Raw genomic sequence first — 17,643 nt, 5'->3', positions numbered from 1 at the left:
CGACCCGCACCTAGGCGAGGGTGCCCCGCACACGCAACGTGTGCGGGGCACCCTCGTTTCGTTGCCGAAGCCAGGCCCCTAGCGGACGGGCAGCAGTCCGTCAGCGCGTCCGGAAGATCAGCGTCCGCTGCACCACGAAGTTGATCACGGTCGCGGTCCCCTGGGCGATCACGAACGCCACCGGCAGCGCCCACCGTTGGTAGTCGAGCAACGCCAGGCAGGCATGGTTGATCCCCACCTGAACCCCGAACGTCAGCGCATAGAGCGCCATCACCGCGACAAACCGACCCGCATGCGCTGAGGACTGGAAGGTCCACCGGCGGTTGATCAGGTAGGCGGTCGTAGTGCCGGCGACGAAGCTGCCCGCCTTGGCGAGATCCACCGGGACACCTGCGCCGAGATACAGCAGCAGGTACAACCCGAAATCCACCACCGCGGACAGCGCCCCGGTAATAAGGAAACGCCACACCTGGGTCGACAGGCGTAACGGACTGCTGGGCATCTGGTCCACTCGGGCAGCTTAAGCAGGGGTGCGTTCAACCCTGCACACCAGTTACGGACTGCTTGCGCGGCCCTAATAAAAATCACAGTGAAGTCCGCCGGGCGAGATTGAGCCAGGCTAGCCCAGGGCAGGCCGGCGGCACAGCAAACTTCTACGTCCGGGCATAGCGACGCAGTTCAGGCGCTGGCCACCCACGAGGCAGCGAACCTTCTCAGGAAATTAACGATATCGCTTGGAATCTGTTCACAGGTTCTGTTACCTTAACGGTGGCTAAGTTACTTACGCCGCCGTCAACCGTGAACAGTCAAGCAATCTGAGGGGAATCTATGTCTGACCGCTTCGCCGGCAAGGGCAACAAGCGCAAGATCAACCGTTTCGTCGGGGCCACCAGCGCTGTGGGAGCCTTCCTTGCCGTGAGCATGACGCCGCTGACGGCGGCGCCGGCGAGCGCTGACCTGGATGACTTCTTCGGGGACCTGTTCAGCTGGTTTGAGCCCGGCGCGGTGGACACCACGGGTTTTGACTGGTCGGGATTCAACACGCTCTTTGATGGTGACCTGGCGGGTTCGGCAGCGGCCACCCCGCTCGATGGCCTGAACGCGCTGGTGGCCAACACGCTCAACGCGCTGATCTACCAGCCGATCTATGGCATTGGTCAGTTCTTGATCGGTGGCGGTCTGGCGATTGACGGTGTCTTCAACAACGGTGCCAGCGCCTTCGTGACCATTGATGGTGACGGGGATCTGGTCTACAACGCGGCGACCGCGGGTGGCTTCCTGTTCGGTGACGGTGGCACGGGTGCGTTTGTCAACGCCGATGGTGACGTGATCGGTGCCGGGGGCTCGGTGTTGCTCGATGGCAACGGTGACGTGGTCACCTTGGCCGGCATCGAGAACGGCACGTATGTCTTTGATGCGGGTTCGCCGTTGAACCTCGACGGCGCCAACGCCGGCCTGATCGGCAACGGTGGCGACGGTGGCAGCTTCTTCGGCCTCGGTGGCGATGGTGGCGCCGGTGGCTTCCTGATGGGCAACGGTGGCGCCGGCGGTCAGGGCGGCATCGGTGACATCGGCCTGATCGGCTTCGCCGGTGGCACCGGTGGTGACGGTGGCTTCCTGATCGGCAACGGCGGCGTCGGCGGTATCGGTGGTACCGGTGGCACTGGTGCTGCCGGTGGTATCGGCCAGGCCGGTGGCGCTGCCGGTAACGGTGGTGCGGGCGGCAGCGGTGGCGTGGCCGGCCTGTTCGGCAACTCCGGTGCCGGTGGCACCGGTGGTGTCGGGGGCAACGGTGGCGCGGGTGGTGCCGGGGCTGCCGGTGACGAGAACGAGCCCGACGGCGGCGATGCCGGCATCGGTGGGCTTGCTGGCAACGGTGGCGTCGGCGGTAACGGTGGCGCGGGTGGCTTCTTCGGGGTGCACACCCCCGGTGCTGCCGGCAACGGTGGTGCCGGTGGTGTCGGTGGCGCCGGCGGTAACGGTGGCGCTGGTGTGACCGGTGCGGCGGGCAGCTTCGCGGATGAGGGCTCCGGTGACGGTGGTACCGGCGGCAACGGTGGCAACGGTGCGATCGGCGGCCAGGGTGGGGTCGGTGGTGCGGCTGGTGTCGGCTCGGTGGTCGGCACGGTCGGTGCCAACGGCAACGGTGGTATCGGTGGTAACGGTGGTCGCGGCGGCGACGGCGGCACCGGTGCCGACGGCTTGGCGGCCAACGGCGTGGGCGAGAACGGCTCAGCCGGCGGTAACGGTGGCAACGCCGGTAACGGTGGCGCTGCTGCGGCCGGTGGTGCAGCTGGTGGAGCCGGCGCGACCGCGGGTGCTGCCGGTGTTGACGGTGACGGCGGCAACGGCGGTAACGGCGGCAACGCCTCGGCCGCCACGAACGGCCGCGACGGTGTCAACGGCTTCCGCGATGGCGGATCGCCGGCCGATGTCTCGGCCACCAGCGGTGGCAACGGGGCCGCGGGCGGTCACGGTGGTGCCGGTGGTAACGGTGGTGGCACCGCCGGTAACGGTGGCAACGGTGGTGTCGGCGGGGCCGGCTCCGACGGTGGCAACGGCGGTCACGGAAGCGCCTCGATCCACGGCGCAACCGACTCCGTGCACGGTCTGTACAACGCCCCCGGTAACGGCGGCTACGGAGGCTCCGGCGGTAACGCTGGCGCGGCCGGTACGGGCGCGGCCAACGGCAGCGACGGACACATCGGTGATGGTGGCAAGGGTGGCAACGGCGGCAACGGTGGCGATATCGCTGACGTGACCGGTCACGCTTCGGTCGAGGGCCCGGCCGGGTCGGGCGTCGTGGGACCGCAGGGCTCGGCCGGCTTCGGCGGTGCCGGCGGTGCCGGTGGCTTCGGTGCCACCGGTGGGGCCGGTGGCAACGGCGGTAACGGTGGCAGCGACCCGAACGCGGGCGGTGCCAACGGTGGTGCCGGTGGCATCGGTGGTGCTGGCGGCCTCGGCCTGGCCAACGTCGACGGCACCGGTGGTGTCGGTGGCGACGGTGGTGCCGGCGGTAACGGCGGCAGCGCCAGCGACATCCGTTGGGGTGACCCGGATTGGAACACCACCTCCGGCGACTCCTCCTCGGGTCCGATCGACAACGTCCACGGCGGTGCCGGTGGTAACGGTGGTGCTGGCGGCGATGGCGACAACGTCGGTGGTAACGGTGGTAACGGTGGTAACGGCGGCGACGTCGTCACCCCGCACCTGGGCGACGACGGCCTCAACGGTGGGGCCGGCGACACCCCGGGTACCGGCAGCGCCGGTGGAGCCGCAGGCGTCGGTGGCGCTGGGGGTACCGGCCCGGTGACCGGCACTCCGGGCCAGGATGGCACTCCGGGCACCGCTCCGGAGCCGCCCGTCGGGCAGCCGTAGCCGTCGGACAAATCACAAGAAACGCCCCGCACACCGTGCGGGGCGTTTCTTGTCTCAAAAGCCTTTCCATGGAACGTATTTCGCGCCTAGCCGCTACCGGTGAACCCGGCCGAGCCTGCGCTGCGCAGCATTCCCCAGGCACCCAGAAGAACTCATGCCAGACGTCCGTTCCTGGTTCGAAAAGCGCCAGCCCTGCAATACAATCAGTGACTATGTGGATGACGTCGATCGGTTATTCCCGGGCTTTCGCCAGCGTTGCGACCGCGGGTGCGGTGGCGTTCACGGCAGGTGGTGTGGCACCGCTACCCGCCGCGGCGGCACCCGTGGTCCTGCAGGCCGCCACAGTGTCCGCGCCGGTTGAGCTGACCGCCCTGAACGCTGACTCCAGCCTGATGGACATCATCGGTACGTTGACCGGACTGAACTGGATCATTCCCATTCTGGACAACCCGGACTATCCGTGGTTTCCGTTCGTCATCTCCCTTGAGGCGCTCGGCGAGTTGTTCGTGATCATCCCGCTGACGGTGCTCGTCGGAACGCCGCTGTTGCTGCTCACGGAAGGGCTGCAAGGGATTGAGGACACCTTTACCCTGCTGGGCACGGCCGCGGGCGCGGTACAGAGCATGTTCGACGACTTGGTGAATTGGTACGAGACCCGGAACTGGTTCACCGGCGAATTGCTTGACCCCGGCTCCAGTGTGGCAGTCGATCTGGCGGGCTGGGCCGAGACGTTCCTTGGCGCTGGTGCGCAGGACCTCGTCCCGCCGGCCGGTCTTGATGCGGTGCTTTCCGTCGACAGTGTCGATACCGGGGCCGTTGTGGACGGCTTCGAGGCCGTGCTGGCCGATTTCGGCCTGGCCGACCTCGTCGCCTGATCGCCGCCCCTACACCCAGTACGCGACCCGCGCCCGGTACTGGCGCAGCACCAGGGCGGCCACTACCCAGCCGACCACGGTCAGCACCAGCACCACGGCCCAGTGCCGCAGCTCCTGGTGTGCCCCCAGCAGCGGGGCGCGCACGATGTCCAGGTAATGCATCAGCGGGTTGAACTCCACCACCGCCGTCCAGCGTGAGGCCCCCTGCGCGCTCAGGGTGTCGTAGTTCCAGATGATCGGCGTCATCAGAAACAGCAGCTGCACCACCGAGAACAGCAATGGGGCGATGTCGCGGTAGCGAGTGGACAGAATCCCGAAGCACAGCGACACCCAGACGCAGTTCAGTGCGATCAGGAGCAATGCCGGAATCACCGAAAGATCAGCCCACGACCAGTGTTTGGGGAAGATCAGTGCAATCGGAAGATAGATCACGATGTTGTGCGCGAACAGAATCATCTGGCGCCACACCAGTCGGTAGACGTGCACGCTCAGCGGTGTCGGAAGCTGCTTAATCAATCCCTCGTTGGCGACGAACACGTCGGCGCCCTCCAGGATCGCGGCGTTGAGTAGGTTCCACACGATCAGCCCCAGCGTCACGTAGGGCAGGTGCACCGCCAGGTCCAGGTGGAACAACTTCGAGTACAGCCCACCCATCGCCACCGCCGTGGTGGCCGTGCCGATGGTGATCCAGAACGGTCCCAGCACGCTGCGTCGGTAGCGCTGTTTGATGTCTTGCCAGCCCAGGTGCAGCCACAGCTCATGGCGCCGGAAACCGTCCACCAGATCGGCCCTCGCCCGCGCAAATGTCTTGGACTGCGTGGCAACGTCGTCGAAACTCATTGCTGCCCCTCTGGTTTGGCGAACTGCTCTCGACGTCCCTGCCGGCGCAGCCGGGCCCACGCGATCAACCCAGCTGGATCCCGGCGCGACACCAGGAAGAACCACCCGAATCGCAGCCATTCCTGGACCAACAGTCGGCGCATGCCGGGCTGCGCCATCAGGTAGCCGCGGTTGCGGTAGGTGTAGAAGCGTTTGACGGGGCTGTCCGGGTATTGCGCGTGCATCCGGCCGCCCAGGATCGGCTTGAACTCCTCGGACCCGCACGGGTGTAGGTAGGCGGCGTTCAAGCACGTGCCGAACGCCAGACCGGACCGGGCCAGTCGGCGGTGCACCTCCACCTCGTCGCCGCGCATGAACAACCGGAGGTCGGGAACGCCGACCGCGTCCAGCGCGTCAGCGCTGAACAGCGCGCCGTTGAACAGGGATGCGATACCGGGCAGAAGGTCCTCCCCGCTTGCGCCGGTGCGCAATTCGCTCACCTCGCGCCGCCACACCAGCCCACGCCGCAAGGGGAATGCCAGTCGCGACGGGTCATCGATGTTGCACACCATCGGCGAGACCTCCGCCAGCTGGTGCTTGGCGGCGCAGTCCAGCAGCGTTGACAGCACCCGCGAGTCCGCCGGGCGGCCGTCGTCGTCGGCCAGCCACACCCAGTCCGCGCCCGCGGCCAAGGCGTGCAGGATGCCCAGTGCGAAACCGCCTCCGCCGCCGAGGTTTCGCCGCGATCCGAGGTATGTCGACGGTATCGGTTGCGCGGCAACCAATTCGGCTACCGTGGGATCGTTGTCGTTGTCCACCACGATCAGGTGGTCGGGTGTCCGGGTCTGGCCCGTCAGTGCCGTGAGCGACTCGGCCAGCAACTGCGGCCGTCGGTGAGTTACGACGACGGCGTAAACGGTTTCCGTCACGCCTGTTCCCCGGCTTGGGTCTCGGCCAGCACCTCACGCACGTGCCGGGCCGCGTCTGGGCCCTCGTAGGCGCCGACCACTTCCTCGATGCCACCGGTCATCCGGATGGTGCCGTGATCGATCCACATCGCCGTTTTGCACAGCCGGGCGAGGAATTCGTTGGAGTGGCTGGCAAAGACCAGGATTCCGGATCGCTCCACCAGCTTCTGCAGGCGGCTCTGCGCCTTCTTCAAGAACTCGGCGTCCACGGCGCCGATACCCTCGTCGAGTAGCAGGATCTCCGGGTCGATGCTGGTGACCACACCCATGGCCAACCGCACCCGCATGCCGGTGGAGTAGGTGCGCAGCGGCATGGCCAGGTAATCGCCCAGCTCGGTGAACTCGGCGATCTCATCCACCTTGGCGGCCATCTGCTTGCGGGTCTGGCCGAGGAACAGTCCGCGGATGATGATGTTCTCGAAACCGGAGATCTCCGGGTCCATGCCCACGCCCAGGTCGAACACCGGCGCCACCCGCCCGACCACCGATGCCGAGCCTCGGGTCGGCTCGTAGATTCCCGAAAGCAGCCGCAGCAGCGTCGATTTGCCGGCACCGTTGTGACCGACTAGGCCCACGCGGTCGCCCAGCGACAGCGACATGGTGATGTCGCGCAGTGCCTCGATGACCACCACGTTGGAGTTGTTACGTCCGATCGCGCCGCCGGCCTTGCCGAGGAAAGCCTTCTTGAGCGAGCGCGATTTGGCGTCGAAGATGGGGAACTCGACCCAGGCGTCGCGGGTCTCGATGCGGGGTTCGTTGGCAGACACAGCAATTCCGCCTGTAGGCCTACAGGTATTGGCCCGAGCCGGTGTGGCCCTGGCCGTGTCCGCCGCCGACAGTGCCGGGCGGCAGTGCGCCGTGGCGCATCTGCTCCAACTGCGCTCGAGCAGCCATCTGCTGGGCGAACAGCGCGGTCTGGATGCCGTGGAACAGACCTTCTAGCCAGCCGACCAGTTGGGCTTGGGCGATGCGCAGTTCGGCGTCCGACGGCGCGGCGTCCTCGCGCAGCGGCAGTGTCAGCCGGTCCAGCTCCTCACGCAGCTCCGGGGCTAGGCCGTCCTCGAGTTCGCGAATGCTGGCGGAGTGGAGCTCGCGCAGCCGGACCCGACTGGCCTCGTCGAGCGGTGCTGCTCGCACCTCCTCAAGCAGCTGCTTGATCATGGTGCCGATCCGCATCACCTTCGCCGGCTGCTCGATCAGGTCGGTCACCGACCGCTCGTCATCGGAATCGGCGTCGGCGTCTGCGGCACCGTTGAGCCCGGTGGCCAGCAGTCGCGGGTCTGCACCGCTGATGATCTCGACGCCGTCGATGTCCCGGCCGTATGCGCCGCTCCCGTCGGTGCTCAACGCGCTGCGTCTCCTTGCCATTCGTAGATGCGGGCCTCGCCGTTGTCGTAGACCGTGGCCCACGACCGCGATTTCTCCAGTGAGACTAGCCCGTCGGGCAGCGTGAACCCGCGCACTGTCGGGGTGCTGATCAGCACGTAGCGGATGTTGAGGTCGTGCACGGCGGCCGCCACCCGGGGATCGGTGTCGGCGTCGTCGGCAAAGGCCCAGAAGATGAACCGCTCCGGGCCGGGGCCCTGCTGTTGTGGATAGTCGTAGTGCGTCCAGAGTGGATGCAGGTCGGCGACCGCGTACATCCAGGCGCTGCCGTCAACGTTGGCGTTGCCGATCACGGTGTCGTGGGCACCGGGAAGCCCGGCCAGGTAGGCGTACGCCTGCAGATCGCGCTGATCGACCATCACCGAGTCGTACTTGTCGCCGAACAGGAACGCGTGCCGAGGCAGGTAGTGCCAGGCCAGCCCCACCGCCGCCGTCACCAGCAGCAGCCCGGTCAGCGCTGGGCGTGCCCGCGCGCCGAGCGGCGTGACCACCAGCCCGGCCAGGGCCGCCAGCCCCACCCCGGCGATCGGAACCAGCAGCACGGTCATCGCCGCCATGATCCGGCGTGGATCGTTGTAGAACAGCTCGGTGAAGGTGCCCACCGCGGTGCCCAGGGGACCTCCCGTGGGAGCCGAGGACTGCACCACCGCCACCGCCAGCACGGCCCAGAGCAGCAGCGGCCACCACACCTTGCGTGTCATCAGTACCACCGCGCCGGTCGCGGCCAACGCCACCAGCGCGTATTGAACCGAAAAGTCATTGAGGTGGCGGGTGTGCATCAGCAGTGCGTCATGCAGACCTTCCTTGCGTCCCTCGTGAGTCACAAACGCGTGGCCGGCGATGATCTCGGCCTGCCTGCGCACGCTCAGCAGTTGCGGCAACAGCAGTACGGCCGTCGGAACCAGGACCCCGGCGAGGGCGAGGGTGTCGCGTCGCTTGCCGCGCACCGGCCGCCACAACGCGCCGTCGAAGGGGCTCAGCCACCAGGCCGCCACCAGCAGGAACGTCACCACACCGCCGGTCGGGTGCACCGAGAACACCCCGATGAGCGCCAGCACCGCCACCGGGATGCGGTCGCGCAGCGTACGGACCGCGGTGATCAGCGCGAACGCCGGCGCCACCAGCCCGTAGGCCACCAGGTTGGGCATGGCCGCGGTGCCGAACTCGACATAGGGAAGGGCGGTGAACGATGCCGACAGTGCTGCGGCAGCACCCGCGGCCACCGCGGTCACGGCGGTGCTGGTCACCCGCTGCAGCAGATTCCAGGTGATCAGCGCGGCGCTGACCGGGAACAGCCAGACCGAGGCGGCCAGGCCGGCCAGGGTGTACGCGGTGGTGGGTGCGGCACCGGTCAGCTGGCACAGCACCGCGGTGAGCGCATGAAACGCCGACGGGTAATACAGCGAGGCGTGGGTTTCGACATTGCGCAGCTCACCCATGTGGGTCGGCGAAGCCTGGCCGGTGTCGAGGATGTAGCGGACGGTGTTGGCGTGCCACACCGCGTCCCAGGTGCTGGGAATGCTCTGCCAATCCGGTATCCCGCGCACGGCCGCCCAGCCGATCAGCAATACCCCGAGCAGGGCTCCCGCAGCCACCGTGAGGATGGGCCAACCGGCGGGTGCAGGCGCTGCGACATGGATGCGGGCGCGGCGCTCCAGCAAAGTTCTCAGGCCCCTGGCCAGGGCGCCGGTCAGTGCCGCGGCTACCACCAGCGCGGCCAGTCCAGTGATTGCGTTCCAAGGGATTCCGAGCGCGCCGAAGGGGACAATCGCCAGGCCGACTACCCCGTAGGTCAGCACCGGTCCCACCGCCACGGCTAAGGGCCATGTCAACCCCGCGCCGACGGCGGCTAGCGCACCTGGCAGCACCAGCAGCAAAAGCGCTGCGACCATTCCGAACCCGAGAACCACTGCACTAGTATGTCTGCCAAGGTGACATAGCTCGGTAATGCGGCGAGCTACCTCGTTATCCGAGACGTTCACCGATCGCCGATCTTGAGTTCGAAGGTGACTGGCATGGCCTATGACGTCGCTCGAGTGCGTGGGTTGCACCCGACGCTCGGTGACGGATGGGTGCACTTGGATTCGCCGTCCGGCATGTTGATCCCGGACTCGGTGGCGACGACGGTGTCGACGGCGTTCCGAGGATCCCTGGCCAAGGCGAGCGGTCCACACCCGGCGGCCCGGCGCAGTGCCGCGGTACTGGTGGCGGCGCGTCAGGCGGTGGCCGATCTGGTGGGGGCCGATCCGTCCGCGGTGGTGCTCGGTCCTGATCGCGCCGTGTTGTTGAGTGCGCTGGCCGATGCCGCCTCGTCGCGGGTGAGCCTGGGTTACGAGACGGTGGTCAGCCGTCTCGACGATGAGGCCAACATCGCGCCCTGGGTGCGGGCCGCCAACCGCTACGGCGCCAAGCTCAAATGGGCCGAGGTCGACATCGAGACCGGCGAGCTGCCCAGCTGGCAGTGGGAGAACCTGATCACGCCGTCCACGCGTCTGGTGGCGCTCACGTCAGCGTCGGGTGTGCTGGGCACCGTCACCGACCTGCGGCCCGTCACCAAGCTGATCCACGATGTGGGTGGCGTGGCCGTGGTGGACCACTCCGCCGCTGCGCCCTATCAGCTGATCGACATCAACGAGGTCGAGGCGGATGTGGTGGCCGTCAATGCGGCCTCGTGGGGCGGGCCTCCGGTCGGGGCGCTGGTCTTTCGTGACCCTGCGCTGATCGACACCTTCAGCTCGGTATCGCTGAGCCCCCACGCAGCGGGCCCGGCCCGCTTGGAGGTGGGTCTGCACCAGTTCGGTCTGCTCGCCGGACTGGTGGCCAGCGTCGAGTACCTGGCGTCACTGGACGAGTCGGCCCGGGGTACGCGGCCCGAGCGCCTGGCGGTCTCCATGCGCTCGGCGGCGACGTACTTGAATCGGCTGTTCGATTACCTGCTGAGCTCGCTGCGGTCACTGCCCTTGGTGATGCTGATCGGTCAGCCCGAGGTGCGTATCCCGGTGGTCAGTTTCGCGGTACAGAAGGTACCGGCGGAGCGAGTGGTACAGCGGTTGGCCGACAACGGTGTGCTGGCGATCGCCAACGCCGGCTCCCGGGTGCTGGACGCCATCGGGGTCAATGACATCGGGGGAGCGGTCACCATCGGGCTGAGCCACTATTCGACGATGGCCGAGGTGGACCAGCTGGTTCGGGCGCTGGCGTCGCTGGGTTAGGACCACCTGTGTCGTAGGGCCCGCTACGCTATGGGCCGTGACCGACGTCTCACCGAAGGCAGATCAGACGATGGCAGAACTGACAAGTTCCTTGGCCCCTTTGGCCCTGGACACCTTGGTTGACCTGCTGCAGCAGCAAGCCGCGCGTTTTCAGGACACACCTGCCTTCATCTTCTGCCCAGAAGGAGATGTGGAAGAGGCCCGGGTCACCTATCGCGACCTGGACCGGCGGGCACGCGCGATCGCGGCACGCTTGCAGGCTTACGGTGCCTCCGGAGAGCGGGTGCTGGTGCTGTGCCGCCCCGGTGTGGACAGCGTCGCCGGCCTGTTCGGCTGCTTCTATGCCGGCGCCGTCGCGGTTCCTGTCGACGAGCACTGGCCGATCCGGCGCATCGAGACCGTGGTCCCTGAGTCGGATGCGCGCTTCGCGCTGGCGACGGCCAAGACCCAGGCCAAGATGAAGGCTGCGGTGGACGGTCTCAGCTCCGGGCCGAAGTTGACGTGGCTGGACATGGACGATGATTTCGACGATGGAGCGGCCTGGGAGCCGCAGAACGTCGGCGCCGACAGCCTCGCCATGATTCAGTACACCTCGGGCTCCACCGGGGTGCCGAAGGGTTGCGTGCTGACTCACCGCAACTACCTGGCCAACCTGGAGGTCATGCGGTGGGCCCTGAACCCGGCCGATGACGCACCCGTGATGAACAGCCCGATCAGCGGGGTGTCCTGGCTGCCGCAGTACCACGACATGGGGTTCGTCGGGGGCATCGTCGGCACTATCTATGGCGGCCGCAGCACGGTGCTGATGTCGCCGAGTGCCTTCCTGATGCGCCCGATGCGCTGGTTGCAGGCGATATCGCGCTATCAGGCGACCATCACCGCTGCGCCGAATTTCGCCTATGAGGCCTGCGTCAAGCGCAGCACCGCGGCGGAGCGCGCCGCCTTGGATCTGTCGAGTCTCTCGATCGCCGTGGTCGGTGCGGGACCTATTAGTTCCGAGACGCTGCAGTCCTTCACCGACGCCTTCGCGCCCGCCGGTTTCCGGCCGGAAGCCTTTCTCCCGGCCTATGGGCTGGCCGAGGCCACCCTGGGTGTGACGGGCATGTCGGATTCACCGGTGCCGGTGGTCCGGTACTTCGACCGGCCCGCGCTCACCGAGGACCGCGTCGTCGAGGTGCCAATCGAAGGTGCCGACCCGGAGACCGCGCTGCCGCTGGTGGGCTGCGGCAAGAAGTCGGAGCTCCTGGACGTCCGCATCGTCGATGCCGAGACACGGGAACTTCGCGCCCCTGAGGAAGTGGGCGAGATCTGGGTGTCCGGGCCGTGTGTCGGCGTGGGCTACTGGCAACGTCCCGAAGAGACCGAGCATGCCTTCCAGGCGCACCTGGCCGACACCGGCGAAGGTCCTTACCTGCGCAGTGGCGACTTGGGGTTCTTCCGCGACGGCGAGCTGTTTGTCACGGGCCGGTGTAAGGACTTGATGACGATCAACGGATTCAGTCACTACCCGAACGACATCGAGCTGACCGTGCAGGCCTGCCATCCGGCCCTGATGCCCAGCCGAGGTGCGGTGTTCCAGTTGCCGACCGAGCGCTATGCCCCGGAATACGTGGTGGTGGTCCAAGAGGTACACCACCACACAGCCGTCGGGGTCGACCTCAACGAGCTGATCGAATCCATCCGGGCAGCCATCCGCGCGCACCACGGGATCGACGTGCAGGCTGTCGCGCTGCTCAAGCCGATGCGGATACCGACCACCACCAGCGGCAAGATTCAGCGCAGTGCGTGCCGCGACCAGTACGTCGCCGGCGAGCTGGCGGCGATGGCCCAGTGGACGGAGCCGCTGCCGGAAAAACGCGCTCCGGAGGTCAAGAACACCTTGCTCGGCGGCCTGGCGCAGCTCGCCGCTACGGGCCTGGCACGGCGACTGCGCGAATCAAAGGGCCAGCAGGGCCAGAGCTGAGCTTCCTGAGACGCCTTAAGAGGATCGTCCTCAGTTGAGGCACCAGCCGCTTCAGGTCACGAACGCTTAGGCGTTGCGACCCCTATCACATGTATCGCGTTGGCGACATGGCAATTCGCGCTTTAACGCGAGCGAAGTGCATCGCTCCACGTGTGACTGGGCACGGTTTTGATGAAGCTGCTGCTTAAAAGATTTCGGTTAGACAAAACGGGAAACTCATGTAAGTTTAAGCAACGTCCGTAGTCAGTGTCCGTAGGAGAGCATGATGCAGCTGGCGCTTCGCCCTTACGTCACCCCCGGTGTCGCCATCGCGGGTGCCGCGTTGATCGCGGTTACTGGGGCCGTTCCCGCGGCGGTACTGCGGCCCCACGCCGAGCCTCAACGGGCTCTTCAACTGATCCAGGACCAGGGCGTCAAGCTCACGGCCGACTTCTTCGGACCTTGGCAGGATCTGTTCAACAACACCGCCACCAACCTGGTGGCGATGGGGACGGACAACGGCTGGGGAAACCTTCTCGAGCAGATCTTCTCCGACCCGAGCTCGCTGACGCGGCTACCGGAGGTCTTTGAGTTCCTGACCTCGATCATGCCGTCGATCAGTGGTTCCGACCCGCTGATGGTCCTGCTCTCGCCGATCCTGACTATCGGCATGGGGGTCATCGGCCCGCTGGTCACGGTGAATGACGCGATGCAGGACATTCTCAACCAGATCTTCAACCCCAGTGACCCGCTGGACCCGTTTGCGGCCCTGTTCACCGCGGTCCCGCAACTGCTGGACGCGTGGCTGAACGGCACCAGTACCATCGATGTGGTCGGCCTGAGCATCCCGGCCTTCAACGGGATCCTGGTCCCTGACCAGAACCTGATCATCGACGAGACCGCCAGCGAGTGGGCCAACAACCTCGGCATCGGTGACCAGACCATCGCCAGCCTGCTGGACCAGACCGGGATCGGCACGCTTCAGGTTGCGGGCATGCTGACCGGCCTGCTGGACAGCGTCGGTCTGGGTGACGACACCCCCGTCGACGTCGTCAATGCTCTCGGCCTGGGCAACCTCGAGGTCGCCAATGTGCTGAGCACCGTCTTCAACGCGGTGGGCATCGGCAACCCCACCATCGCCGAGATCATGGACATGCTGGGAATCGGCAACGTTGCGGTCGCCGACATCGCCATCGACATCACCAACGCGCTGGGCTTCGAAAACACCACGGTCATCGACATCGCCGACGACATCGGCCTGGCCGACCTCAAGCTGGCCGACCTGGGCATGGACGTGCTTGAGGCGATGGGTATCGGCGACCCGACGGTCAACGAGCTCCTCACCGACATCGGCGCCGGCAGCCTGACGCTCAACGGCCTGCTCCAGACAGCGGTAGACGCGGTGGGCCTCGGCGGCCAAACCGCGGCGGACATCCTTGACGCCACCGGCCTCGGCGCTCAGACCACCCACGAGTTCGTCACCGAGCTGCTCGGCGGGCTGGGCCTGGGCAACCAGACAATCATGGACCTGCTCAGTTCGGCCGGTATTGCCGACGCGGACATCGGCCAGTTGGCCTCGGTGGTACTCGGCTCCTACGGCGACGACACGGTGGCCGAGATCATGGGTTACGCGGGCTTCGGCACGGTGACCGTCGGCAACATCACTGACCTGTTGGGTATCACCAACCTGTCGGTGGGAACCATTCTCGGCAACCTGTCCTACATCACCGGCAATCTCACGGTCAACGACATGCTCAAGGCCACCGGCATGACCCCGCTGGACAAGGGTGGTGACGCGCTCCTGTCGACTTCCCTGGCGGGTACGACCATCGCCAGCTTCTTGGGCGACCAGTTGAACGCTCCACTCGTTTCGATGCTCGGCCCGATGGGCGAGATGAGCCTCAACGAATTGATCTCGACGAACTTCTCGATGACGTTGGGACAGATGCTCGAACAGTCGGGCATGGCCGACCAGACCCTGACCGACCTGGTGCTGGCGGGTCTGCCCGACGCACCGCTCTCGTCGCTGCTGGGCGTAATGGGCAGTACCCCGCTGTCGGCGCTGATCGACCAGCTGGTGCCCGCGGACCAGACCATCATCGACATGCTCGCCGCCTCTGGTCTGGGCAACCAGACCATGAGCGAGCTGCTCACCCAGACCTTCGGTGACCAGACCGTCGCCAACGCTCTGGATGACGGTGGCCTGGGCAGCCTGCAGATCGACGACATCATCCGTCAGGCGCTGGGGCCGCAGACCGTCAACGAGATGCTCAACGACTTCGGCCTCGGCGGCCAGTCGCTCAGTGACCTCTTCGACCAGTTCTTCGGTGTCTCGACCATCGCCGACCAGATGATCGCCCTGGGCCTGGGTGATCAGACCCTCAACGAGCTGATCGACTCGCTGTTCGGCGCTTCGACGGTCAGCTCACTGCTCGGCGACTTCGGCCTTCAGACCGTCGACGAGCTGCTGACGTCTATGGGTATCGCCGACATGACCGTGATCAACGCGCAGATCGGTGAATTCTGGGGCTCTATGTCCTACTGGCTTGACGGCCTGGGGGACCAGATCACGGCGGTGCTCAGTGGCTAAGCGACAGGGAAACTTCGGAACTTCCGTCCGGGAGGGCGTCATGCAGCAAACACTTCGTCCCTACGTCACCTCTGGTCTGGCTGTTGCCGGGGTGGGGCTGGTCGCGGTTCCGGCCGTGGCCTCGAATCTGCCGCAGCTTCAGCATCAGCTGGGGCTGGCCGAGCAGCGCGGCGTTGCGCTGACGGCGGACTTCTTCTCGCCCTATACCGACCTGTTCGAGAACACCATCGCCAGTCTGCAGGCGTTGAACCAGAACTCGGTCGACATGTGGGGTCTGCTGCAGCACATCCTCACGAACCCGCAAGAGGCGATCAGCGGCATCCCGGATGTCGTCAACATCTTCACCAACTCGATGCCCACCATCGACGTCCAGGCGTTGCCCTTCCCCGTCAACATCGGCGTGGAGATGCCGCTGTGGCTGAATTCGCTGCTGGCCGGAATCGGTCCGTGGGTGACCATGGGCACCGCGTTCGGCGAGGTGCTGAACCAAATCTTCAGTAACCTCTTCACCGACCCGGTGCAGGCGTTCTCGGCGCTGTTCGGCATGCCGGCGACGTTGTTGGATGCCTTCCTCAATGGCAGCGGCGGTGTCGACGTCGGGGGCGCCTACTTCCCGTTGTTCAACGGCGTATTGACCCCCGGGCAGCCGATCGACGCCAACTTCAACATCGGTGACGTCGTCGAATTGTCGGGCTTGGGTGACACCACCATCACCGGGCTGCTCTCGCAGGCCGGTATCGGCGATGTTCCGCTGGAGACGCTGATCATCGACCTGCTCGACGGTCTCGGCCTTGGTCACCTGACGCCGGTGGACGTCCTCAACGACATGGGAATCGGCACCCAGCCGCTCTCCGACCTGCTGATCGGCCTCTTCAACGAGGCCGGTATCGGCAACCCCACCATCGCTGAGCTGTTGGAGAGCCTTGGTGGAATCGAGCCCGGCGACTCCGTCGCCAGCCTGCTGATCGCACTGCTCAACCAGACCGACATCGGCAACCCCACTTTGACCGAGCTCGTTTTGAGCTTTGTCGGCGGCGACGATGCCACCGTCGGTGGCCTGATCAAGGACCTGCTCGGCGCGACGGGCGGCGAGTCGCTGTCCAGCTTTATCGACCCGAACTGGACTGTCGGCGGATTGCTGACCGATTCATTCGGCGACCCGTCGCTGACCGATTTCTTCGACCAGATGGGGATCGGCGCCATCACCATCGGCGCGCTCCCCGCAATGTTGGGCGACTACGGCGACCAGACCCTGATCGATCTGCTCAACCAGGGTTTCCTCGGACCAGACATCAACGCCAGCACTCCGTTGACGGACATGCTGCTCTCCCTGTTCCCGCCGGGTGCCACCTTGTCCGACTTCATCGGCGACTACGGCAACACGACGCTCGGCGACATCTTCCAGGAGATGCCGATCGGCGAGAACACCATGGGCTACCCTCCCGACACTCCGGTAAATGACATCCCGGTTCAGGCCTTGCTCTACACCCTGCCTAGCCCGAACCCGGCCTACCCCAACCTGGGTGACACACCGTTGGGCATTCTCGCCCCCGACCAGGCCAGCCTCCTCGAAAAGGCCGGCAACCCCACCCTCGGCGCGGTGATGGGCACCAACACCGTTGGCGTAACTCTCCAGAACCTGAACCTGTACAACGTCACCGTGATCCAGGGCATCGACGCCATGGGCATCGGCAATTACACGCTCGAGGACCTGTTCGACGGCCTGGGCGATCTGACCGGCAATGTGACTCTGGGCCAGTTCTTCACCGCCTGGGGCTTCGACCCGACGGTGACCGAACTCTTCACGAGTGTGGTCGCCGGTCTGGGGTTGACCGATACCACGTTCAACGAACTGTTCACGTCCTGGGGTATGGGCAGCCAAAGCCTGTCCGGCCTGATCGACAGCCTGGGATTGAACGACCTCTACATCCAGCAGATGTTCAACAACCTCGGCTTCAACAACATCTCGATCGATATGTTGGTCGACCGCCTTGGGCTGAGCAGCATCTCGATCGCCGGCATCCTCGACGGCCTGGGCTTGGGAGACCAGACCCTCTACGGATTCATCGACAGCCTGTTGGGCGGTGTCTCGATCGAGAGCATCCTCAACGGCCTGGGTCTGGACGAGGTGCACCTGGACCAGTTCATCACCGACGTGATGACCAGCGTGCTGGGCGACCCGACCCTGGGCACCCTCCTGGGTTGGATCGGTCTGGACAACTTCGACCTGGACACCATCGTTTCCAACCTCGGTCTCGACGCCACGATCAACTCGCTGCTGACCGACCTGGGCCTGGGCAGCCTGGACATCAACGGACTGATCGACGGCTTGGGTCTGTCCGACATCGGCCTGCTGAGCGTCACCGGCAACTTCTTCGGTGTGGCGTCGGAATGGCTCAATGACATCCCGCAGCAGATCGCCGCGGCGTTGGGGTACTACGGCTAAGCCCTGCTGACCGGCAGGTCACCAGAT

12 protein-coding genes are annotated in these 17,643 nt (G+C 66.0%); 6 read left to right on the top strand and 6 right to left on the bottom strand.

Translation table 11 applies throughout. The features are described from left to right. Positions 1–100: 100 nt before the first annotated feature. A complete protein-coding gene (locus G6N09_RS07570; RefSeq protein ID WP_083025567.1) occupies positions 101–502 on the bottom strand; it encodes a GtrA family protein in 402 nt (133 codons plus the stop codon). A gap of 326 nt (positions 503–828) precedes the next feature. Between G6N09_RS07570 and G6N09_RS20275 the strand changes: the two genes are divergently transcribed. Both G6N09_RS20275 and G6N09_RS07560 read left to right on the top strand, forming a co-directional pair. Continuing rightward, on the top strand, positions 829–3,378 hold the full coding sequence (locus G6N09_RS20275) for a PE family protein (protein WP_163752706.1): 2,550 nt from the start codon (positions 829–831) through the stop codon (positions 3,376–3,378). 323 nt (positions 3,379–3,701) lie between these two features. Next, positions 3,702–4,253: a hypothetical protein gene (locus G6N09_RS07560; RefSeq protein ID WP_165756580.1), complete on the top strand. Its 552-nt coding sequence runs from the start codon at positions 3,702–3,704 to the stop codon at positions 4,251–4,253. A gap of 9 nt (positions 4,254–4,262) precedes the next feature. Here G6N09_RS07560 and wzm read toward each other — a convergent pair whose 3' ends face one another. From wzm to G6N09_RS07535, 5 genes are read right to left on the bottom strand one after another with little or no spacing between them, the layout of a single operon-like run. Beyond that, entirely contained in the window at positions 4,263–5,093 is an 831-nt protein-coding gene (gene wzm / locus G6N09_RS07555; RefSeq protein WP_083025339.1) for a galactan export ABC transporter permease subunit Wzm/RfbD, read from the bottom strand. Further along, complete coding sequence (glfT1, locus tag G6N09_RS07550) at positions 5,090–6,001, bottom strand: galactofuranosyltransferase GlfT1 (protein ID WP_083025340.1); 912 nt, start codon at positions 5,999–6,001, stop codon at positions 5,090–5,092. Before glfT1 ends, wzm begins: the two co-directional genes overlap by 4 nt. Next, complete coding sequence (gene wzt, locus G6N09_RS07545; protein WP_083025341.1) at positions 5,998–6,807, bottom strand: galactan export ABC transporter ATP-binding subunit Wzt/RfbE; 810 nt, start codon at positions 6,805–6,807, stop codon at positions 5,998–6,000. The genes glfT1 and wzt overlap by 4 nt, the downstream gene beginning before the upstream one ends. Before the next feature lie 19 nt (positions 6,808–6,826). Further along, positions 6,827–7,408, bottom strand: coding sequence for a bacterial proteasome activator family protein (locus tag G6N09_RS07540; protein ID WP_083025342.1), 582 nt, complete (start codon positions 7,406–7,408; stop codon positions 6,827–6,829). Continuing rightward, complete coding sequence (locus tag G6N09_RS07535) at positions 7,384–9,318, bottom strand: DUF6541 family protein (RefSeq protein WP_083025570.1); 1,935 nt, start codon at positions 9,316–9,318, stop codon at positions 7,384–7,386. The genes G6N09_RS07540 and G6N09_RS07535 overlap by 25 nt, the downstream gene beginning before the upstream one ends. Before the next feature lie 123 nt (positions 9,319–9,441). Between G6N09_RS07535 and G6N09_RS07530 the strand changes: the two genes are divergently transcribed. The 4 genes from G6N09_RS07530 to G6N09_RS07515 all read left to right on the top strand — a co-directional run bounded on the left by G6N09_RS07530 (position 9,442) and on the right by G6N09_RS07515 (position 17,616). Further along, positions 9,442–10,638: a cysteine desulfurase-like protein gene (locus tag G6N09_RS07530; protein ID WP_083025343.1), complete on the top strand. Its 1,197-nt coding sequence runs from the start codon at positions 9,442–9,444 to the stop codon at positions 10,636–10,638. Between the two features lie 37 nt (positions 10,639–10,675). Beyond that, positions 10,676–12,601 (top strand): fatty acyl-AMP ligase, encoded by a 1,926-nt coding sequence (locus tag G6N09_RS07525; protein ID WP_308214847.1) that lies wholly within the window; start codon positions 10,676–10,678, stop codon positions 12,599–12,601. 262 nt (positions 12,602–12,863) lie between these two features. Beyond that, positions 12,864–15,170: an autotransporter outer membrane beta-barrel domain-containing protein gene (locus tag G6N09_RS07520; protein ID WP_234806990.1), complete on the top strand. Its 2,307-nt coding sequence runs from the start codon at positions 12,864–12,866 to the stop codon at positions 15,168–15,170. Between the two features lie 40 nt (positions 15,171–15,210). Further along, positions 15,211–17,616, top strand: a complete 2,406-nt coding sequence (locus tag G6N09_RS07515; RefSeq protein ID WP_083025344.1) for a hypothetical protein — start codon at positions 15,211–15,213, stop codon at positions 17,614–17,616. Positions 17,617–17,643: the final 27 nt, after the last annotated feature.

The organism is Mycolicibacter minnesotensis, from assembly GCF_010731755.1.
Taxonomy (GTDB): Bacteria; Actinomycetota; Actinomycetes; order Mycobacteriales; family Mycobacteriaceae; genus Mycobacterium; species Mycobacterium minnesotense.
The sequence above is the reverse complement of the archived record's forward strand: the minus strand, read 5'-3'. Positions and strand labels throughout refer to the sequence as shown.